At 66.7% G+C, this 19,747-nt stretch carries 25 protein-coding genes and 1 tRNA gene; 18 read left to right on the top strand and 8 right to left on the bottom strand.

The window, feature by feature from the left end:
• Positions 1-6: 6 nt before the first annotated feature.
• The 17 genes from ACZK2R_RS17970 (at position 7) to queC (ending at position 14,674) form a co-directional block, all read left to right on the top strand.
• On the top strand, positions 7-324 hold the full coding sequence (locus tag ACZK2R_RS17970; RefSeq protein ID WP_032128534.1) for a hypothetical protein: 318 nt from the start codon (positions 7-9) through the stop codon (positions 322-324).
• Between the two features lie 31 nt (positions 325-355).
• Positions 356-877 (top strand): GNAT family N-acetyltransferase, encoded by a 522-nt coding sequence (locus tag ACZK2R_RS17965; RefSeq protein ID WP_032128533.1) that lies wholly within the window; start codon positions 356-358, stop codon positions 875-877.
• Between the two features lie 75 nt (positions 878-952).
• On the top strand, positions 953-1,585 hold the full coding sequence (locus ACZK2R_RS17960; protein ID WP_032128532.1) for an esterase/lipase family protein: 633 nt from the start codon (positions 953-955) through the stop codon (positions 1,583-1,585).
• A 179-nt stretch (positions 1,586-1,764) separates the two neighbouring features.
• Positions 1,765-2,496, top strand: coding sequence for a YebC/PmpR family DNA-binding transcriptional regulator (locus ACZK2R_RS17955; protein ID WP_032128531.1), 732 nt, complete (start codon positions 1,765-1,767; stop codon positions 2,494-2,496).
• A 105-nt stretch (positions 2,497-2,601) separates the two neighbouring features.
• A complete protein-coding gene (gene ruvC, locus ACZK2R_RS17950; RefSeq protein ID WP_032128530.1) occupies positions 2,602-3,123 on the top strand; it encodes a crossover junction endodeoxyribonuclease RuvC in 522 nt (173 codons plus the stop codon).
• Between the two features lie 13 nt (positions 3,124-3,136).
• Positions 3,137-3,730, top strand: a complete 594-nt coding sequence (gene ruvA, locus ACZK2R_RS17945) for a Holliday junction branch migration protein RuvA (RefSeq protein ID WP_005410756.1) — start codon at positions 3,137-3,139, stop codon at positions 3,728-3,730.
• 49 nt (positions 3,731-3,779) lie between these two features.
• The gene (locus ACZK2R_RS17940; protein ID WP_032128529.1) at positions 3,780-5,699 is read left to right on the top strand and encodes a potassium transporter Kup; all 1,920 of its coding nucleotides are present in this window, start codon (positions 3,780-3,782) and stop codon (positions 5,697-5,699) included.
• 533 nt (positions 5,700-6,232) lie between these two features.
• Positions 6,233-7,273, top strand: coding sequence for a Holliday junction branch migration DNA helicase RuvB (gene ruvB / locus ACZK2R_RS17935; protein ID WP_010481595.1), 1,041 nt, complete (start codon positions 6,233-6,235; stop codon positions 7,271-7,273).
• Positions 7,263-7,694 (top strand): tol-pal system-associated acyl-CoA thioesterase, encoded by a 432-nt coding sequence (gene ybgC / locus ACZK2R_RS17930; RefSeq protein WP_071229045.1) that lies wholly within the window; start codon positions 7,263-7,265, stop codon positions 7,692-7,694. Before ruvB ends, ybgC begins: the two co-directional genes overlap by 11 nt.
• A gap of 10 nt (positions 7,695-7,704) precedes the next feature.
• Positions 7,705-8,484, top strand: coding sequence for a protein TolQ (tolQ, locus tag ACZK2R_RS17925; RefSeq protein ID WP_006438802.1), 780 nt, complete (start codon positions 7,705-7,707; stop codon positions 8,482-8,484).
• Between the two features lie 24 nt (positions 8,485-8,508).
• Entirely contained in the window at positions 8,509-8,937 is a 429-nt protein-coding gene (gene tolR, locus ACZK2R_RS17920) for a protein TolR (protein WP_049400778.1), read from the top strand.
• On the top strand, positions 8,927-9,982 hold the full coding sequence (gene tolA, locus ACZK2R_RS17915) for a cell envelope integrity protein TolA (RefSeq protein ID WP_005410750.1): 1,056 nt from the start codon (positions 8,927-8,929) through the stop codon (positions 9,980-9,982). Before tolR ends, tolA begins: the two co-directional genes overlap by 11 nt.
• 284 nt (positions 9,983-10,266) lie before the next feature.
• Positions 10,267-11,586 (top strand): Tol-Pal system beta propeller repeat protein TolB, encoded by a 1,320-nt coding sequence (tolB, locus tag ACZK2R_RS17910; protein WP_032128528.1) that lies wholly within the window; start codon positions 10,267-10,269, stop codon positions 11,584-11,586.
• 64 nt (positions 11,587-11,650) lie between these two features.
• Positions 11,651-12,169 carry a peptidoglycan-associated lipoprotein Pal gene (pal, locus tag ACZK2R_RS17905; protein ID WP_180837833.1) on the top strand — a complete coding sequence of 173 codons (519 nt, stop codon included), beginning with the start codon at positions 11,651-11,653 and terminating at the stop codon, positions 12,167-12,169.
• 3 nt (positions 12,170-12,172) lie between these two features.
• The gene (ybgF, locus tag ACZK2R_RS17900; protein WP_010481611.1) at positions 12,173-12,991 is read left to right on the top strand and encodes a tol-pal system protein YbgF; all 819 of its coding nucleotides are present in this window, start codon (positions 12,173-12,175) and stop codon (positions 12,989-12,991) included.
• 237 nt (positions 12,992-13,228) lie between these two features.
• A complete protein-coding gene (gene queE, locus ACZK2R_RS17895; protein ID WP_180837834.1) occupies positions 13,229-13,930 on the top strand; it encodes a 7-carboxy-7-deazaguanine synthase QueE in 702 nt (233 codons plus the stop codon).
• A 78-nt stretch (positions 13,931-14,008) separates the two neighbouring features.
• Positions 14,009-14,674, top strand: a complete 666-nt coding sequence (queC, locus tag ACZK2R_RS17890; RefSeq protein WP_049422913.1) for a 7-cyano-7-deazaguanine synthase QueC — start codon at positions 14,009-14,011, stop codon at positions 14,672-14,674.
• A gap of 52 nt (positions 14,675-14,726) precedes the next feature.
• Here queC and ACZK2R_RS17885 read toward each other — a convergent pair whose 3' ends face one another.
• Positions 14,727-15,683: a DUF2268 domain-containing putative Zn-dependent protease gene (locus ACZK2R_RS17885; RefSeq protein ID WP_180837835.1), complete on the bottom strand. Its 957-nt coding sequence runs from the start codon at positions 15,681-15,683 to the stop codon at positions 14,727-14,729.
• A gap of 178 nt (positions 15,684-15,861) precedes the next feature.
• On the opposite strand from ACZK2R_RS17885, the gene ACZK2R_RS17880 reads away from it, so the two are divergent.
• Positions 15,862-15,937: transfer RNA gene (locus tag ACZK2R_RS17880), tRNA-Lys, on the top strand.
• Positions 15,938-15,997: 60 nt separating this feature from the next.
• Here ACZK2R_RS17880 and ACZK2R_RS17875 read toward each other — a convergent pair.
• Genes ACZK2R_RS17875 through ACZK2R_RS17845 form a run of 7 tightly spaced genes read right to left on the bottom strand, consistent with a single transcriptional unit; the run spans position 15,998 to position 19,720 of the window.
• The gene (locus ACZK2R_RS17875) at positions 15,998-17,026 is read right to left on the bottom strand and encodes a site-specific integrase (RefSeq protein ID WP_123959457.1); all 1,029 of its coding nucleotides are present in this window, start codon (positions 17,024-17,026) and stop codon (positions 15,998-16,000) included.
• Positions 17,026-17,241 (bottom strand): DUF4224 domain-containing protein, encoded by a 216-nt coding sequence (locus tag ACZK2R_RS17870; protein ID WP_049446516.1) that lies wholly within the window; start codon positions 17,239-17,241, stop codon positions 17,026-17,028. Before ACZK2R_RS17870 ends, ACZK2R_RS17875 begins: the two co-directional genes overlap by 1 nt.
• A gap of 11 nt (positions 17,242-17,252) precedes the next feature.
• Positions 17,253-17,801, bottom strand: a complete 549-nt coding sequence (locus tag ACZK2R_RS17865; protein WP_180836635.1) for a methyltransferase domain-containing protein — start codon at positions 17,799-17,801, stop codon at positions 17,253-17,255.
• On the bottom strand, positions 17,798-18,934 hold the full coding sequence (locus ACZK2R_RS17860; RefSeq protein ID WP_180836636.1) for a hypothetical protein: 1,137 nt from the start codon (positions 18,932-18,934) through the stop codon (positions 17,798-17,800). Before ACZK2R_RS17860 ends, ACZK2R_RS17865 begins: the two co-directional genes overlap by 4 nt.
• The gene (locus tag ACZK2R_RS17855) at positions 18,931-19,221 is read right to left on the bottom strand and encodes a hypothetical protein (RefSeq protein ID WP_180836637.1); all 291 of its coding nucleotides are present in this window, start codon (positions 19,219-19,221) and stop codon (positions 18,931-18,933) included. The genes ACZK2R_RS17860 and ACZK2R_RS17855 overlap by 4 nt, the downstream gene beginning before the upstream one ends.
• The gene (locus tag ACZK2R_RS17850) at positions 19,218-19,439 is read right to left on the bottom strand and encodes a hypothetical protein (protein ID WP_180836638.1); all 222 of its coding nucleotides are present in this window, start codon (positions 19,437-19,439) and stop codon (positions 19,218-19,220) included. The genes ACZK2R_RS17855 and ACZK2R_RS17850 overlap by 4 nt, the downstream gene beginning before the upstream one ends.
• Positions 19,436-19,720, bottom strand: coding sequence for a hypothetical protein (locus ACZK2R_RS17845; RefSeq protein ID WP_228756390.1), 285 nt, complete (start codon positions 19,718-19,720; stop codon positions 19,436-19,438). The genes ACZK2R_RS17850 and ACZK2R_RS17845 overlap by 4 nt, the downstream gene beginning before the upstream one ends.
• Positions 19,721-19,747: the final 27 nt, after the last annotated feature.

Below are 19,747 nucleotides of genomic sequence, written 5' to 3'. Positions count from 1 at the left end.
CAGGCAATGACCGAGTTTGCGTTTTCGCTGGAGTGGGAAAAGCTGGGCAATGAAGGCTCCGAGGCCACCCTGGTCACCGAGCGTGCGCGCGTGTTCGGTGGTTGGCTGGTTCGCGTCGGAACCAACCCGGCGGCGATGGCCCTGACCTTCGTCGCCGACGGCGAAGGCCGTTGGGACGGTGAAGACTTCGGCGTCGAGGATTACGAGGACGACGAAGAGGAAGAGTACGACGAGGACGAGGAAGGCGAAGAAGAGGACGAGGACGAAGAGGAGTACGAGGAAGAGGACGAGGAAGAAGAAGCGGAATCGCCTGAAAAGGCTTGACCCGCGCTTCGCCCTGACGTCAACTTCCTGCATGTATTCGATCCGCCGCGCCACCGTGGACGACGCGCCGACCCTGTCGGCGCTGGCTGCCCGCACGTTCACCGAAACCTTCGGCCATCTGTATCCGCCGCAGGACCTGCAGGCCTTCCTCGAGGAGGCCTACACGGTCGAGCGCCAGCGCGTGATCCTGGCCCACCCCGATTACGCGGTGTGGCTGCTGGAGCTGGACGGAGAGGCGGTCGGCCATGCCGCCGCCGGCCCCTGTGGCTTGCCGCACCCGGACGTGAAGCCCGGTGACGGCGAACTCAAGCGCCTGTACCTGATCAAGACGCAGCAGAGCTGCGGCTGGGGCAGCCGCCTGCTGGAAACCGCGCTGGCCTGGCTGGAACACGAAGGCCCGCGCACGCTGTGGCTGGGCGTGTGGTCGGAGAACTTCGGCGCACAGCGTTTCTACGCCCGCTATGGATTCGAGAAGGCCGGCGAGTACCTGTTCCCGGTCGGTGATACCCAGGACCTCGAGTTCATCCTGCGCCGCGCACCGCGCGCGACCTGACGTTCACCGCCGCTTGCTGCGCGCGCGTGTTCAATCACCGTACGTTTCCGCCCCGCTGACCGCCAGGCTGTTTGCATGACTCCCCCCGTATTGCTGCTGCATGGCATCTGGAATGCCCGTGCCTGGGTCGGGCCGCTGGCCTGGCGCCTGCGCGCGCGTGGTTTCCAGGTGCACGCGTTCGGTTACTCCTCGGTGTTCGGTGGCCCCGACGTGGCCGTGCCGCAGCTGCTGGAGCGGCTGGCCGATGCCGGCCCGTTGTCGCTGGTCGGCCACAGCCTGGGGGGATTGCTGGCGCTGGAGGCCTTGCGCCGCCAGCCGCAGCTTGACGTGCAGCGCGTGGTCTGCCTGGGCTCGCCGCTGCGCGGCAGTGGCACTGCGCGTTCGCTGTCCGAGCACGGCTGGGGCCTGGCGTTGGGGCGCAGCAGCGATCTGCTGCTCGATGGCCTGCCGGACTGGCAGGGCAGGGCCGAGGTTGGCCTGATCGCCGGTTCGGTGCCGCACGGGCTGGGCAGCCTGCTGGGCGCCATCGACGATGCCTCCGACGGTACCGTGGCCCTGGCCGAGACACGACTGCCGGGCCTGGCCGACCATTGCGTGGTGCGCACCAGCCACAGTGGCCTGGTGGTATCGCCCGATGCCGCGCGGCAGACCGCGCATTTCCTGCGCCACGGCCAGTTCGATCACAGCCGCGACGCCGCCGCTGCGTAAGGCGGTTCGCCGGGCAGGGCGGTGCACTCTCGGTAGCGCCGGGCCATGCCCGGCGGCAGTAGATCCACGCCATGCGTGGATGGCGCCTTCCCGATATCCCTTCGGCCCTAGACACGGTTGCCGCCCCCGATCAGGTAGAATCCGCGCCTTGATCCTGAAGCAGCCAGACGGTAGCACCCATGGGTAGAGGCCCCTCCATCGAAGCCCGCAAGAACGCGTCCGACGCGAAGCGCGGCAAGATTTTCACCAAGATCATCCGCGAGATCGGCGTTGCCGCGCGCGGCGGTGGAGGCGACCCCAACAACAATCCGCGCCTGCGAGTGGCCGTGGACAAGGGCCTGGCCGTGAACATGTCCAAGGACGTGATCGAGCGCGCCATCAAGAAGGCTACCGGTGAACTGGAAGGCGTCGATTACGAGGAAATCCGCTACGAGGGCTACGCCCCGGGTGGCGTGGCGGTGATCGTCGACTGCCTGACCGACAACCGCGTGCGCACGGTGGCCGATGTCCGCCATGCGTTCAGCAAGTGCGGCGGCAACATGGGCACCGAAGGCTCGGTGGCCTTCATGTTCAAGCGCCTGGGCGTGCTCAGCTTCGCCCCGGGTGCCGACGAGGAAGCCATCACCGAAGCGGCCATCGAGGCCGGCGCCGATGACATCGTGGTCTACCCGGACGACGGCTCGATCGACGTGGTCACCAGCCCTGACGCGTTCAACGCGGTCAAGGATGCGATGGCCGCCGCTGGCCATGTCGCCGACCACGCCGAAATCACCTTCCGCGCGGACAACGACATCAAGGTCGAGGGCGAGGTTGCCCTGCAGGTCAAGAAGCTGCTGGACATGCTTGAAGACCTGGACGACGTGCAGGACGTGTACTCCAACGCCGAACTCGGCGCCGACGCCTACGCCTGAGCCGTCCTCGACGGCCTGGGCGCGGGCCGTTGAACGGTCACCGCGGACAGTCATGAGCCCATACGCCTGCCAGCGCCTCCCGTTCCGCCCCGCCAGGAGTGCAGCATGACCCGCATCCTCGGCATCGACCCCGGTTCGCAGCGGACCGGGGTCGGCATCATCGATGTCGACGCCACCGGCCGTGTCAGCCACGTGCACCACCAGCCGCTGGTGCTGCTCGGCGCCGACGATTTCCCGCAGCGCATGAAGCTGCTGGTGCTGGGCCTGGCTGACCTGTGCCGCGAGTACCAGCCGCAGGAAGTGGCCATCGAACGCGTGTTCATGGCCCGCAACCCTGATTCGGCGCTGAAGCTGGGCCAGGCCCGTGGCGCGGCGATTTCCGCCGTGGTGCTGCGTGACCTGCCGGTGCACGAATACGCCGCCAGCGAGATCAAGTTGGCGGTGGTCGGGCGCGGTGGCGCCGAAAAGCAACAGGTTCAACACATGGTCGGGCTCATGCTCAACCTGAAAACCAAGCTGCAGGCCGACGCGGCCGACGCGTTGGCAGTGGCGATCACCCATGCCCACGTAAGGGCAACGGCCAACCGCCTGGGGCTCAGTGCCCGCCAGGCGTGGGGCCGCAAATGAGGAGCTGCACGCAATGATCGGTCGACTGCGCGGCATCGTCGCCTACAAGGCGCCGCCGTGGCTGGTGGTGGACGTGAACGGAGTGGGCTACGAGCTGGAGGCGCCGATGAGCACCTTCTACGACCTGCCCGAGCTCGGCCGCGAGGTCACCCTGTACACCCATTACTCGCAGAAGGAAGACAGCGTCTCGCTGTACGGCTTCCTGCGCGAAGGTGAGCGGCGCCTGTTCCGCGACGTGCAGAAGGTCAGTGGCATCGGCGCGAAGATCGCGCTGGCCGTGCTGTCCGGCGTCACCGTCGAGGAATTCGCGCGCATGGTCCAGGCCGGTGACATCACCGCGCTGACCCGCATTCCGGGCATCGGCAAGAAGACCGCCGAGCGCATGGTGCTGGAGTTGCGCGACCGCGCGGCGCAGTTCGGTGCCGGCGGCGCGCTGCCGACCGGCAGTGGCCCGGCCCCGGCCGACCCGCTCTCCGATGCCACCGTGGCCCTGCAGCAGCTGGGCTACAAGCCGGCCGAAGCGGCGCGCATGGCCCGCGATGCCTTCAACGAAGGTGACGAAGTGGCCACCGTGATCCGCAAGGCGCTGCAGTCGGCACTGCGCTGACCCGCCTTCCTTTCCCCCAACCCACCGCCTGAGCCTCGCCAGGAGTCCCATGTCCAGCAGTCAAACCCCGCACGCGGCCGCCCCAGGCGGTCATGGTCACGCCCCTCCAGCCGGAGGCCTGGCGCTGATCATCGGTGCGATCGGCGTGGTCTTCGGCGATATCGGTACCAGCCCGCTGTACACCCTGAAGGAGGCGTTCTCGCCGCACTACGGGCTCAACAGTGACCACGACACCGTGCTGGGCGTGCTGTCGCTGGCGTTCTGGGCGTTGAACATCGTGGTCACGCTGAAGTACGTGACCATCATCATGCGCGCCGACAACGACGGCGAGGGCGGCATCATGGCGCTGATGGCGCTGACCCAGCGCACGCTGCGCAACGGGTCGCGCTCGGCCTATGTGGTCGGCATCCTCGGCATCTTCGGTGCCTCGCTGTTCTTCGGCGATGGCGTGATCACCCCCGCGATATCGGTGCTGGGTGCGGTGGAAGGCCTGGAAGTTGCCGCGCCAGGACTGCACGCCTTCATCGTTCCGATCACCGTGGTGGTACTGCTGGCCGTGTTCGCGGTACAGCGCTTCGGCACCGCGAAGATCGGCAAGCTGTTCGGGCCGATCACCTCGATCTGGTTCATTTCGCTGGCGGCGATCGGCATCTACAACATCGTCGATGCACCGGAAGTGCTGAAGGCGTTCAACCCGTGGTGGGCAATCCGCTTCTTCATGGAGCATGGCTGGCACAGCATCTTCATCCTCGGTGCGGTGGTGCTGGCAGTGACCGGCGGTGAGGCGCTGTACGCCGACATGGGCCACTTCGGTGCCAAGCCGATCCGCCACGCCTGGTACTTCTTCGTGCTGCCGTGCCTGGTGCTGAACTACCTGGGGCAGGGTGCGCTGGTGCTCAACCACCCCGAGGCGGTGAAAAATCCGTTCTTCGAAGCGGTGCCGTCGTGGGCGCTGTATCCGATGATCATCCTGGCCACCATGGCCGCGGTGATTGCCTCGCAGTCGGTCATCACCGGCGCGTTCTCGGTCTCGCGCCAGGCCATGCAGCTGGGCTACATCCCGCGCATGCGGATCAAGCACACCTCGCACGACACCATCGGCCAGATCTACATCCCGGGAATCAACTGGGGTATCGCGGTGATGGTGATCGGCCTGGTGCTGGCCTTCCGCAGCTCGTCCAACCTGGCGGTGGCCTACGGCATCTCGGTGTCGGCCACCATGCTGATCGACACCCTGCTGCTGGCCCTGGTGGCGCGCTCGCTGTGGCCGAAGGCGCGCAAGTGGATCCTGCCGCTGTGCGTGGTGTTCTTCGTCATCGACCTCGGCTTCGTCATCGCCAACGGCGCCAAGCTGCTGCAGGGCGCCTGGTTCCCGGTGGTGCTGGGCATCTTCCTGTTCACCATGATGCGCACCTGGCGCCGTGGCCGCGAGCTGCTGCGCGATGAGATCCGCAAGGACGGCATCCGCCTGGATACCTTCCTGCCAGGCCTGATGCTGGCGCCGCCGGTACGCGTGCCGGGCACCGCGGTATTCCTCACCGCCGACCCGACCGTGGCTCCGCATGCGCTGATGCACAACCTCAAGCACAACAAGGTGCTGCACGAGCGCAACGTGTTCCTGCACGTGGAAACCCTGCCCATTCCCTATGCGATGGAAGGGCAGCGGCTGAAGATCGAATCGGTGGGCGACGAGTTCTACCGCGTCTACGTGCGCTTCGGCTTCATGGAGACCCCGGACGTACCGCTGGCGCTGATGCGCTCGTGCGACCACGGCGGCATCTACTTCGACCCGATGGACACCACCTTCTTCGCCAGCCGCGAAACCATCGTCGCCACCGCCAACCGTGGCATGCCGATCTGGCGCGACAAGCTGTTCGCGCTGATGCACAGGAACGCCGCTCCTGCCACGGGCTTCTTCCGGATTCCGGGCAACAGATTGGTGGAACTGGGCGCGCAGGTGGAGATTTAATCTCCACCTGCGCTACGTCCCACGATCTGCTGCGCAAACCGTGGGTCCCGCGCGCATTCCACCTTATCCCCGCGCCTGTCGGCGCGCCCCCTTGAAACGCAGGCGCCTTGGGCGCCGGCGTTCCGCGCATTCCACCTTAACCCCCCGCCTGTCGGCGCGCCCCCTTGAACAACAAGGGGGCTCCACTTGCGGAGATGCCGCGCGCTTGAAGCTTGGCCCACTCTGCTCTCCAGTTTCCTCCACGCCTGGATCTACCGTGCCGACCAACGGTCGGCACCCACTAAAGCAGAACGCCGTTCCGACAGGCCGCAGGAAACTGTCGAAGGCGGGGTGGGTCCGCTTGCGGGGGCGTGAGCCGCATGGATGCGGCGACCGAGCTTACATGGACGTACTTGCAGCGTCCCCCGCAAGCGGACCCACCCCGCCATTCCCCAGGAACTCAGCTTTGGCTGTTGCTCCGGCCGTTGTAGTTGCTTCTGCGGGTGCCGGGCGCAGCCCGGCCGAAACCCGCGCTTTTGCCGCATAATCAGCACATGACCGACGACCGCATCATCGGCGCCGGCGCCACCCGCGAGGATGACGCCGCCGACGCCAGCATCCGCCCCAAGCGCCTTGCCGACTACCTCGGCCAGGTGCCGGTGCGCGAGCAGATGGAGATCTACATCCAGGCGGCCAAGGGGCGCGGCGACGCGCTCGACCACGTGCTGATCTTCGGGCCGCCCGGCCTGGGCAAGACCACCCTCAGCCATGTCATCGCCAACGAGCTGGGCGTGGCCCTGCGGGTCACCTCCGGCCCGGTGATCGAGAAGGCCGGCGACCTCGCCGCGCTGCTGACCAACCTGCAGCCGCACGATGTGCTGTTCATCGACGAGATCCATCGCCTGTCGCCGGTGGTGGAGGAAGTGCTGTACCCGGCGATGGAAGATTTCCAGATCGACATCATGATCGGCGAGGGCCCCGCCGCCCGCTCGATCAAGATCGACCTGCCGCCGTTCACCCTGATCGGTGCCACCACCCGTGCTGGCCTTCTGACCGCGCCGTTGCGCGACCGCTTCGGCATCGTCCAGCGCCTGGAGTTCTACAGTGTCGAGGAGCTGACCCGGATCGTGCGCCGCTCGGCAGCCATCCTGGCCATCGACTGCACCGCCGATGGGGCAGGGGAGATCGCGCGCCGCGCGCGTGGCACCCCGCGTATCGCCAACCGCCTGCTGCGCCGCGTGCGCGACTATGCGCAGGTGAAGGCCGGTGGCCACATCGACGAGGCCGTGGCCCAGGCCGCGATGAAGATGCTCAAGGTCGACCCGGAGGGCTTCGACGAGCTTGACCGGCGCCTGCTCAAGACCATGGTCGACTACTTCGACGGCGGCCCGGTCGGCATCGAATCGCTGGCGGCGGCGCTGTCTGAAGAGCGCGGCACGCTGGAAGACGTGGTCGAGCCGTACCTGATCCAGCAGGGCTTCCTGGTGCGCACCGCGCGTGGCCGCATGGCCACCCACAAGGCCTACCGGCACATGGGCCTGAAGCCGAAGAACCCGCCGCAGGACCTGTTCGCGGAGGTTCCCGATGTCGGTTGAGCCCCGATTCAGTTGGCCGACACGCATTTACTGGGAAGATACCGACGCAGGTGGCGTGGTCTACCACGCCCGCTACGTGGCTTTCATGGAACGGGCCCGGACCGAATGGATGCGTGCGCTGGGCTACGGCCAGGAGCGCATGCGCGCCGAGCACGGGATGGTCTTCGCGGTGCGCTCGATGCAGATGGATTTCATCAAGCCGGCACGGCTGGATGACACCCTGCAGGTGAGTGCCCGTCTGGTCCAGCTGAAGAAGGCCAGCATGGTCTTCGACCAGCAGATCCTGCGCGACGGCGAGCTGCTGCTGTCGGCGCAGGTCCGCATCGCCGCACTGGAAGCGGCCAGTTTCCGCCCGCGTGGCATGGACGAGGCCGTCCTTGCCGTGCTGCAACCCCACCTCCACCCCGAATCCGAACACTGAGGAACAACGGATGATCGCAACGCTCCTGGCCCTGCAGGCCACGGTCACCGAGGCACTGCCGGCCGATGTCAGCAACGCCGCGACACAGACCCTTGCCCAGGCCACCACCGGCGGCGGCATCAACTACCTCGAACTGATGGCCAAGGCCAGCCTGCCGGTGAAGATCATCGTGCTGCTGCTGCTGGTCGGCTCGTTCGTCAGCTGGGTGATCATTTTCCGCAAGGCCCGCGTGTTCAAGCAGGCCACCCGCGAAGCCGACGAGTTCGAGAACCGCTTCTGGTCCGGTGCGGACCTGGGCAAGCTGTACAGCTCGGCCACCGACCGCAGCCGCAATGTCGGCGGCCTGGAAGCCATCTTCGAAGCCGGCTTCCGCGAGTACACCCGCCTGCGCGACAAGCGCCGCCTGGACGGCCGTGCCCAGCTGGAAGGCGCACAGCGTGCCATGCGCACCACCTACACCCGCGAAGTGGACCAGCTTGAGCGCAACCTGGAACTGCTGGCCAACATCGGCTCGACCGCGCCTTACGTGGGCCTGGTCGGTACCGTGTTCGGCATCATGGTGACCATGCACGACATGATCAGCAGCGGTGCGCAGGCCGGCATCGCCGCCGTCGCGCCGGGCATCTCCGAGGCACTGTTCGCCACCGCCATCGGCCTGTTCGTGGCGATCCCGGCGGTGTGGGCCTACAACCGCTTCACCACGCGCGTGGAGCGCATGTCGGTGCGGTTCGAGACCTTCGCCGAAGAGTTCAGCTCCATCCTGCAGCGCCAGAGCGCTGGCGACGAGTAAGCGCCTGACCCGGGAGTCCAAGCCATGTCCGCTGCCATCGGTCGCCGCAAGCGCCGCAAGCTGAAATCGGAAATCAACGTCGTTCCCTACATCGACGTCATGCTGGTGCTGCTGATCATCTTCATGGTCACCGCACCGCTGCTCACCCTGAGCTTCGACGTCGACCTGCCGCAGTCCAACGCCAAGGCACTGGAGAGCAAGCAGGATCCGGTGATCGTCTCGGTGCGCCAGGACGGCCAGCTCAGCCTGAAGCTGCCCGACGCCAAGGACCCGACCGCCGTGTCGGCCGAGGAACTGGAAGGCCGTCTGGCCGGCATCGCCGCCCAGGACAAGGGCGTGCGCGTGATCGTCGCCGCCGACCGCGCCGTGGCCTATGAAAAGGTCATTGCTGCAATGGATGTGATCAAGCGCGCCAAGGTAGACAAGGTAGGCCTGGCCACCGATGCACGCTGACGCCCTGCCACCCCCGCATCAGCGCGAACCCGGCTGGGGCTTGCCCCTGGCGCTGGCGTTGCTGGTGCACCTGCTGGTCGCGCTGGTGTTCATCGTGGCCTGGTTCTGGTCGCCCGAGCGCAACACCGATGCCGCCGCCGGCGATCCCTCGGTCGAGGCCAGCCTGGCGCTGTCCGCGTCCGAGGCCTCCGCTGCACGCCAGGCCCTGCGCCAGTCGGAAAAGCTGGAAGACCTGCCGCCGCCGGTGGCCGAGCCGATCCCGGTGCCGGAAGACACCATCCCGCCGCCGCAGCCGATTCCCGAGCCGCGCCCGCAGGACGCCCCCACGCCGCAGCAGCAACAGGCGCAGGAGCGTGTCGCGCAGCCGGACACCAAGGACCAGGAAGCGGTGAGCGCGCTGGCCATCTCGCAAGAGAAGGCCAAGCAGGAACAGGAAGCCAAGCGCCGCCAGGAGCAGATCGACCTGACCGAACGCAAGCGCCAGGAAGAAGCGGAGCAGAAGCTGCGCCTGGCCAAGCAGCAGGAAGCGGACGAAAAGAAGAAGCAGGCCGAGCAGGAGCGCGTGGCGGCTGACAAGGCCGAGGCCGAGAAGCAGAAGAAGATCGCCGAGATCCGCGCCCGCCGCGAGCAGGCCGAGAAGGAAGCCAAGCTGGCCGAGCAGAAGCTGCGCCAGGTGGCAGCCGCGCGTAATGCTGCCGGCAGTGCCGCTGCCGGTTCCAGCGGTGCCTCCCAGCCGGCCGCCGGTGGCGGTGGCAACAGCGATGATCTTTCGGCCAAGTACGCGGCCGCGATCCAGGCCAAGGTGCTGTCGCAGTGGGTGCGCCCGGATACGGTGCCGCTCGGCCAGCGTTGCCAGATCACCATCACCCAGATTCCGGGGGGCACGGTGATGCAGGCCAAGGTCAGCCCGAACTGCCCGTACGACGAGGCCGGCAAGCGTTCGATCGAGGCCGCCGTGCTCAACGCGCAGCCGCTGCCGTACCGCGGCTTCGAGTCTGTGTTCGCACGCACGCTCAACTTCACCTTTACTGCCCAGGATCGCTGAGGCGGGCAGGGCAAGGTGGCTCTCGGGTCACCTGCGCCCACGGATGTCGCGCTTGCCTCTGGCGGGCCCGGTTTCGACCGGGCAGGCTGGGGGCTGCTGTGGAATACCACCCTGCGGGGCGGTGTGGCCGGGGCAGGCGGTGCGATGTTAGCCACGACGTTAACGGTGCGTGAGAGGACGGGCTGGAACTGACCCGGAATTCACGTACCCTTGGTTCATGATTGCGAAGCGGTTCACTCCCGCTTTGTTATCCCTCGTTCCGGTTTCCCCCTATTGAGCGCTCCATGAAAAAGATGCCTCGCTGGCTTGCCGTGTTTGCGGCCCTGTTGCTGCCCTTTGCTGCCGTCGCGCAGCAGAAGGGGCTGGATATCGACATTATCGGCGGCAATGCCTCCGCGCTGCCGATCACCATCGTGCCGATGCCCTACCAGGGTTCGGCGGCTGCACCGCAGACCGACGTCGCCGGCGTGGTCCGCGCCGACCTCGAGCGTTCGGGCCAGTTCCGCACGCTGCCGGAAGCACAGATCGTCGAAAAGCCCGTGCGGGGCGGCGACATCCAGTTCGCCACCTGGCGCGCGCTGAAGCAGAACTACATCGTGGTCGGCCGCGTGCTCGACGCCGGTGCCGGCGCCTACCGTGTCGAGTACGAACTGTTCGACGTACCGAAGGGCGAGCGCCTGCTGGGCCTGGCCATGACCGCCCGTGGCAACGCCATGCGTGACGTCGCCCACCAGATGGCCGACGCCATCTACGAGAAGATCACCGGTGTCCGTGGCGCCTTCTGGACCCGCATCGCCTACGTGACCGCCAGCGGCAAGGGCGACGCCATGCGCTACGCGCTGATGGTGGCCGACTCCGATGGCTACAACCCGCAGACCATCGTGCGTTCGGCCGAGCCGCTGCTGTCGCCGTCGTGGAGCCCGGATGGCAGCAAGCTGGCCTACGTCAGCTTCGAGCGTGGCAATTCGGCCATCTACATCCAGAACATCGGCACCGGTGCGCGTGAGCTGGTCACCAGCTTCCGCGGCATCAACAGCGCCCCGGCGTTCTCGCCGGACGGCCGCAAGCTGGCCCTGACCCTGTCGCGTTCGGGTAACCCGGAAATCTACGTGATGGACCTGGGCAGCAAGCAGCTGACCCAGCTGACCAACCACTTCGCCATCGATACCGAGCCGACCTGGGCACCGGACGGCAGCGCGGTGTACTTCACCTCCGACCGCGGCGGCCGTCCGCAGGTCTACAAGGTCGGTGCGGGCGGCGGCAGCGCCGAGCGCGTGACCTTCCAGGGCAACTACAATGCCAAGCCCTCGGTGTCCTACGATGGCAAGAAGATCGCCGTCGCCCAGGGCTCGGGCAACAGCTACAAGATCGCGATGATGGACAGCTCGCTGGGTTCGCCCCGCTGGAGCACGCTGTCCCCGGGTTCGCTGGATGAATCTCCGAGCTTTGCGCCCAACGCAAGCATGGTGTTGTACGCCGCCCGCGAGGGTGGCCGTGGTGTGCTGTACGCCGTTTCTGCCGATGCGCGCGTGCGCCAGCGGTTGGTTCTGGCTGACGGAGATGTGCGCGAACCGGCATGGTCCCCATACCGTACCCAGCGCTAAAAGAGTGTTAATATTTTCGCTGTCTTGAACCCCTCATCGGCCTAGGAGCCACAAAGGTATCGCCATGAACAAGTCCACCCGCGTTCTGCTTGTTTCCCTGCTGTCTGTGGCCGTCCTGGCCGGTTGCTCGAAGAAGGTGAAGGAAGATCCGGCAGCCCCGGTTGACACCGGCACCTCGACCACCACCCCGACCGCTCCGTCGACCTCCGGCCTGTACGGCCCGGGCGACCTGGACACCGACGCTTGCCTGCGCCAGCGCGTTGTCTACTTCGACCTGGACAAGGAAGACGTGAAGCCGGAATTCCAGGCCATCATGGCGTGCCACGCCAAGTACCTGCGTGACCGTCCGTCCTCGCGCATCACCCTGCAGGGCCACACCGACGAGCGCGGTTCGCGCGCGTACAACCAGGCCCTGGGCGAGCGTCGTGGCAACGGCGTCAACTCGGCCCTGCAGGCCAACGGTGGCTCGGCTTCGCAGCTGACCGTCGTGTCCTACGGTGAAGAGCGTCCGGTCTGCACCGAGTCGAACGAGTCCTGCTGGTCGCAGAACCGTCGCGTCGAAATCGTCTACACCGCGCAGTAATCCATGCGTATTGGCATCAAACTGATGCTGGTCGTTGCGGCAGCCCTCGTGGCTGCCGCACCGGCGCATGCACAGCGACAGAGCCTGGCCGACCGCGTTGGCGCGATCGAGCAGCAGATGTACAACAACAGTGCCAACCAGGACCTGTTGAACCAGATCAATCAGCTGCGGCAGCAGGTCACCAGCCTGCAGGCCTCGATCGAGCAGTTGCAGCACGACAACGCCCAGCTCAAGCAGTCCGCCCAGGACCAGTACCTGGATCTGGACAGCCGCCTGAACCGGTTGGAAGGGGGCAATGCCGCCCCGGCCCTGCCGCCCGTTCCGGCGAGCGCGCCGAAGGCCGCCCCGGCCCCGGCAAAACCCGCAGCGGCGGCCACTTCCGAGCGGCCGCCTTCCGTCCATGGTGATGCCGGCAGCCTTGCCGCCACCGGCGACGAGCGCACCTCCTACAACGTCGCCTTCGATTCGCTGAAGGCCGGCAAGTACGATGATTCGGCGCAGCTGTTCCTGAGCTTCCTGCAGCTGTACCCGAACGGCGTCTACGCGCCGAACGCGCTGTACTGGCTGGGCGAGAGCTACTACGCCACCCGCAATTTCCCGATGGCGGAGACCCAGTTCCGTGAACTGCTCTCGCGCTATCCGACCCACGACAAGGCCGCAGGCGGCCTGCTCAAGGTTGGCCTCTCGCAGTATGGCGAGGGCAAGGTCGACCAGGCCCAGCAGACGCTGGAGACCGTCGTGGCGCAGTACCCCGGCTCGGACGCCGCGCGCACCGCGCAGGACCGCCTGCAGTCGATCCGCCTCGGCAAGCAGATCCGCTGATCCGCTGACCGGGCGTACAATGGGTGCCCTGTAGAGCCGAGCCCACGCTCGGCTGCTTTCGTTTCCGGACCGGCAAACCCGCCCGGATCCGGTAGCGCCGGGCCATGCCCGGCGGCTTGCATTACCGGCTGGGCCACACCCGACCGGCTGCAGTTGTAGAGCCGAGCCATGCTCGGCTGCTTTCGTTACCGGCCACGGTAGCCCACCCGCCACGTGTCCCACCAAGAAGTCCCCGCCATGACCGCCGTTACCTCGTCCAGCGCCGCCGCCACGCCCAGTGAGATCGTGCAGTCGCCCCTGCCACGCCTGAAGATCACCGAGATCTTCACCTCGCTGCAGGGCGAAGCCGATACCGCCGGCTGGCCGACCGTGTTCGTGCGCCTGACCGGCTGCCCGCTGCGTTGCCAGTACTGCGACACCGCCTATGCCTTCCATGGCGGCACCTGGTGGGACATCGACGACATCGTGGCCGAGGTGCTGGCCCAGGGCGTGCGCCACGTCTGCGTGACTGGTGGCGAGCCGCTGGCGCAGAAGCGCTGCCTGGTACTGCTGCAGAAGCTGTGCGACGCCGGCATGGATGTCTCGCTGGAAACCTCCGGTGCGCTGGACGTCAGCGTCGTGGACTCCCGGGTATCGCGCGTGGTCGACATCAAGACCCCGGGTTCGGCCGAAGTGGCGCGCAACCGCTGGGACAACCTGCCGTTGCTGACCGCCCGCGACCAGATCAAGTTCGTCATCTGCAGCCGCGAGGATTACGACTGGGCCAAGTCCCTGTTGGCCGAGCACGATCTGGTGAAGCGTTGCACCGTGTTCTTCTCGCCGAGCAAGGGTGAGATCACCCCGCGCCAGCTGGCCGACTGGATCGTCGAGGACCGGCTGCCGGTGCGCTTCCAGATGCAGTTGCATAAAATCCTGTGGAACGATGAGCCGGGCCGATGAGCCCAGGCAGCGTTCCCTGATGTAGCTCCGGCGCGGGACAGCGTGCTGGCTTTCCCCTCCCAACCGGATGTTTTACCCATGAAGAAGGCAGTCGTGCTTCTCTCCGGCGGCATGGATTCAGCCGCCGTCATCGCCATGGCCCAGGAACAGGGCTTCGCCGTGCATGCCCTGAGCGTGCGCTACGGCCAGCGCCATACTTCCGAACTGGATGCCGCCGCCCGCGTGGCCAAGGCCCAGGGCGTTATCGCGCACAAGACCGTGGACGTGGACCTGCGCAGCATCGGCGGCTCGGCGTTGACCGACGACATCGACGTGCCCGAGGCCGGCGGTGCCGGCATTCCGGTCACCTACGTGCCGGCACGCAACACCATCATGCTGTCGCTGGCGTTGGGCTGGGCCGAAGTGCTCGGCGCCAACGACATCTTCTGCGGCGTCAACGCCGTGGACTACTCCGGCTACCCGGACTGCCGTCCCGAGTTCGTGGCCGCGTTCCAGGCGCTGGCCAACCTGGCCACCAAGTCGGGCGTGGAAGGCGCGGGCATCAAGGTGCACGCACCGCTGCAGTTCCTCAGCAAGGGCCAGATCGTCAGCGAAGGCGTGCGCCTGGGCGTGGACTTCGGCCTGACCGTGTCCTGCTACAACGCCGACGCCAACGGCGCCGCCTGCGGCCACTGCGATGCCTGCCGCCTGCGCGCGCAGGGCTTCACCGAGGCCGGCGTAGCCGACCCGACGCTGTACGCCTGACCGCGCAATCACTCTCTCGGTGGGTGCGAACCGTTGGTTCGCACTCCTTGGCCTACCGCTGCCGCAACCACCCCGACGCGTCAATAAACGCCCGCACCGCCTCCGGATCGGCATAGTCCAGTTCGATCATCCGTGCGATCGCCGCCTTCTCATCGGCCTGCTGCCGCATGTACCCCTGCGCGATGCGATACCCGGCGTAGTACCCCACATCACTCACCCCGAACGGATTGCGGGCGCTGTTGTAGAGCCAGTTGTCGAGATTTTCCCCGTTCATCTCAGCAATGAAGCGCGTGCGGATTTCCGCTTCGTGTGTTGCGCCGTAGTCGTAGAAGGGTAATGCCGGCCGGCGCCCACTGATGCGCTCCGCCACATACTCGGCCACACCCTCGCGCACCGCGTACTGGGCCAGGCTGCCGGTGGTCTCGCGTTGCTGCGTATGCACGTACTCGTGCAGGTTGTTCTGCGCGTTGTTCGCCCCCGGACGGCTGTCGTAGAAGATCCGCAGGCGGCTGCGCGTCGGCTCCGGCAGCTCGCTCACGTCCACGCGCTCATCGCCCAGCGCCATCTCCGCTCCGATCAGCACCTTGTCACCCAGCGTCGTGCCGCCGGTACGCAGAACACCGACCGCATAGGTGATGTTGGCGGGGCGCAGGGCGGGGTAAAGCTCCCGGAACGCAGCCAGGTCCCGTTCCAGGGTGGCGCTGGCCTGCTGCGCGTTGGCGGTCAATGGCCGTACCGACGTCCAGAAGCGCGGCCACGTACGCATGGCCGTGGCGTATTCGCGAGCGGTGTAGTTGCGCACCTGCATCAGCGCATGCAGGCCGGGGCTGCCTGGATCGATGTAGCGCTCCTGCACCAGTGCGACCTGGCGTTCAACGTCGGGCTCGGTGCGCACGGCGTCATAGGTAGCCCAGAAGCGGCCGATATCATCAGTGACGACCTGGGGCGGGGCGGCCAGTGCTGCGCAGGGCAGCAGCAGGGCGGCAATGAGGCAGAAGGGCAGGCGCATCCGTGGCTCCGGGGAAGGATCACAGATGGGATGCGACGGAGGCCCGGAAGGTTTAAGCCGGCGGCCCAGATCGTGGTAGTGCCGGCCGCTGGCCGGCAACCTCATGCACCAGGGTTTCACCCGGCCCGGCAAAGTAGGGTAGAATGCCCACCCCGCCGAAAGGCTGGGGCAGTGCAATGGGCCGTTAGCTCAGTCGGTAGAGCAGAAGACTTTTAATCTTTTGGTCGTAGGTTCGAATCCTACACGGCCCACCATATGCACCAAGGGTTTCAGCCCTTACCCATCGCTCCGCAAAATATCGACCGCTCCGCAATTCACTTTGTCGGGCTGGTCAACGCACCGCGGCGCTTCCGCACATAGATCTCTGTGGTGGTCACCGACTGGTGGCCGAGCTGCTGCTGTGCCTTCCGAATATCGCCAGCCGAATCGGCCTTATCGGTGCCGGCCTTGGCGCGCAGATCTCTGAACTGGAACTGGTCCTTCGGGATGCCGGCACGCTCGCGCGCCCGATCGAAGCGGTAGCGCAGTGCGTCCTTGCCGATCGGTAGCCAGTCCTCGCCCAGCAGCAGGCGCGTGCTGATCGGTGCATCGTCCGGCCGCTTCCTCGACAGCAGGCGGTCGATCAGCACCTTCAGCTCGCCGGTAATGGCGATGCGCATCTGCATCTTCGTCTTGCTCTGGCGCAACACCAGCACTCCGTCCTTGATGTTGCGGCGGTCCAGCTCGCGCACGTCCGCCGGTCGCTGGCCGGTCAGGTAGGCCAAGTCCATCGCGTCTTTCAGCACCTGGTCCGCAGCGTCGTACACACGCTGCAGCACGTCGTCCTCCACGTACACGTCGCGACCGTCCTCGCGATTGCGGTTAACGCCCGCGCATGGGTTCGGCAGATCGGTGTAGCCCTTCTTGCGGCACCAGTTCCACAGGTGCGACAGCAGCGATTTCTCACGGTTCGCGCTGACCGGCGCAGCGCGGCGCCACTGCAGGAAGTTGAAAACGTGCGTCGGTCGAATGGCATCGAGCGGGCCCGGCGGGTCATCGAAGAACTTCAGCAGCGTGTCCAGCTCGCGCAGGTTAGCCTTTCGCGTTCCCTCGGCCTTGGTCGGAATCACCTCGATGCGGTACCGCTCGGCGGCCTGACGGAACGTTAGCTTCGCATCGGTCGGTATCGTCGCCGCGCGCTCGAGCTCGGCCCACTTCTGGATGGCCAGGCCGTAGTCGCTGCCCAGCGCAGTTTCCTTGCGAGGCTTGCCGCCGTGGTCGTAGTAGTAGTGCACCACGCCGGATTTCTGTTTCCGGGGGCGGAACCGGGGGATTGCCCCCGGCTTCTTCGGTTTCCTTCCCATCACGCTGCTGCCTTGTTCGGTTTCCATTCCGTCGCCGGCGGCGTCTTTGGCTCCGGCTTGCCCTCGATCGCGGACCACAGCACCACTGGCCACCCGTGGGCGTCCAGATAGTGCCGGATCCCGTTGTTGCGCAGGAACTCGGCTTGGCCCTTGCGCCGCGGTGTGCGGCACAGCGCCTTGATATCGTCACGGGACAGGTAGGGGCTGTCGGCCATGGTGTCCTCCTTCAGTTCGTGGCCAGCGCAGCGCGCAGCTGCTCGGTGGCCTGGGTTGCTGCAGCCTTCAGGCATCGGACCACCGCGCCTTCAAGGCCTGATTCCATCAGCGCTGCCACGTTGTTCCAGCCGTAAGCGATCAGGCAGATCGGGCCGCCGCTGTTGCCCGTGGCCCGGCTTCCATCCGGCCTGCAAAAGTGCGGACGCTTTGCCAGAAACATGACGGCATCGGCCCGTGGCCAGACGTAGCGCTGGAACATGGCCGTCTCGGTGCGAGCGAACGCCAGCGCGATCCCATTCCCGTGATCGGCCATGCGCGCCAGCCATGCCTCGGTGTGCCGACCGAACGGAGGGTTGCACCACACCCGGCCATGCCACTCTGCAGACAGCCCGTCCTCTGGCAGCTCGATGTGTTGGGTGGCGGTCGGCCACGGGCGCGGCGACGGAGCGGCGCACGGGTCCAGATCGAACGCGCCAAGGGCCGCGATGATCTCCGGAGGGGTCAGCCACGTGTGAGTGGCTGCCTCCGGTCGTGCGGCGTAGGGATGCGCACGGCTCATTTGCCCACCGCCTGGCTGTCGATCAGGTCGATCTGTGCGGCGATCAACGCACCGGCGCGCACCAGGTCGTGGCGTGCGTCGACCGGCTTCCACCACTCCGGTGCCCACGGCCAGAAGAACGGCGGTTCCTGCGAGGCAATGTGCTTACGGCTTCCCACTTGGAGATCCATGGCAGCCAACTGCACGTAAGCGGTCGCAGCCCTGGCCAGTTCGCCTTCGCGATACTGCTCATCGGAATCTCTGGAGAAGCCTTCGATACACAGCTGACGCTCACGCTCCGAAGCGATTGCCTTGATGCCGGTTCCCAGGTCCACGGCCTGCGCGGGGGCGGCGTAGAGCGGGGACACCGGCCATCCCTTGGCGCGCCAGCGATCGGCGACGGTGCGGTCGTAGGTAGTCGCAGAGCGGTCGGTGAGGTGATCGTCGGTGAACCAGCCAATCGGCTCCCCCACCGGCTGGCGGTCCCCCTTCTCGATGCAGAATTCCGTTGCTTCGCCCTGAGCAACGCTATCCGGTTGCTTGGACGGCTGGCGGGCGGCGAGGGCTAGACGGTGTTCAGGCATTTCCAGCACCAGACAGATCGCGTCCACGCACGCCTCAATGCAGGCGGTGTAGCCAAGGTCTTTGCCGTCTGCCTCGGTGAACGCGTACTGGCCGGCTTCGAGTGCATCCGCCTTGGCGCGATCACTCCAAGTGAACGGAGCATCCCCCTGACCACTCGGGTAGGGCTGGGCGGAGAGGGCGGCTTTCTCCAGGTGCAGTCGTTCGGCCTCGGCCCAGCCTTCGCGCGCCCACGTTTCCCACGTCACGGGCCAGAGCGGACCGCAGCCATTCGGGCACGGCTCCGTCTTGCTGTCACCAGCACCGACAGTCCCGCTTTGCAGATACAGGTTCGTGCGGTGAAGTTGGAACGTGCACTTCGCACAGCGGACGATGCCCGGCACCAGGTCGGAGCGCTGATCCCCCAGCCTCACCCTCCCACCGGGCCGCGCGTCCGCCAGGGTCTTCGGGTTCGCGTGCTTCTTGATGGCCTCGATGATGGCCACCTGCAGGTTGGCGCGCTGCTGGCCAACCACGTCCACCGGGATGAATGCTCGCGCGATTTCCAGCGCGGTCTGGTCGATATCGTTCATGCAACCTCCTGCAGTGGGGAGGCCTGTTCGGCCTCGATCAGGGCATAGCCGATGCGGTCGACGCGTTCGCGCAGCTGGCGGCGTGCGATCAGCAGCTGCAGCGCGATGTGCCGGCGGTGGTCGTTGAGCTGGAACGTCCGCGTCTCGATGTGCAGCTTCCCGGCCAGGTCGCGGCGGAACAGGCGGTAGGTGAGGACGTGGCCGCCCAGCACCTTGTCGATGGACCGGCCCCAGGCGAAGCCCTCGGTGCGCTTCGGCAGCCGGCGGTCGTAGCGGTGGTGGGTCATGCGTGGCTCCGCAGCGGCACGCGGCGCACCGGCCCGTGCCACAGGTTGGTGAGGTTATTGAGGCGCACCTGCAGCGGATCGCGGCGCAGGGGTCGCAGCGGGTCGTGCAGGCGGCGCTCGGTGTTCCGGCAGGGCGCGCACGCGGCGGTGACCTTGCCGTTGATCAGGGGGAAGAACCGCAGCGGCAGCCGGGCCGCGCACTTCGTGCAGGTCTTCATGCTTCGGTACCCAGGTAGAACGGGTCGATCTTCCAGCCGGCTTCGCGCGCCGCACGCAACCGCAGCTCGTTGGCGTCGAACTCGTCCAGCTGCAGCGCGGTGATGGCGCCCTCGACGTGGTGCGGCTGCAGCGGCCGGTCGGTGCGCTGGAACACGCGCCACACACTGAAGGGCTTGCAGCCCCATGCGGTGGACAGCGCGCCCAGGCTCTTGCCGTCTTCGTGCACGTAGCGACGCACCAGGTCGCGGGCGGTAGCGTTCGGCGGGATCGGCTTCCGCATGGCAGCCTTCACCCCTGCGCGCCGGCC

The sequence above is a fragment of the Stenotrophomonas sp. 96582_Sma genome (assembly GCF_056480905.1).
Note: the sequence above shows the minus strand (reverse complement) of the source record. Positions and strands in the feature narration are given on the sequence as shown.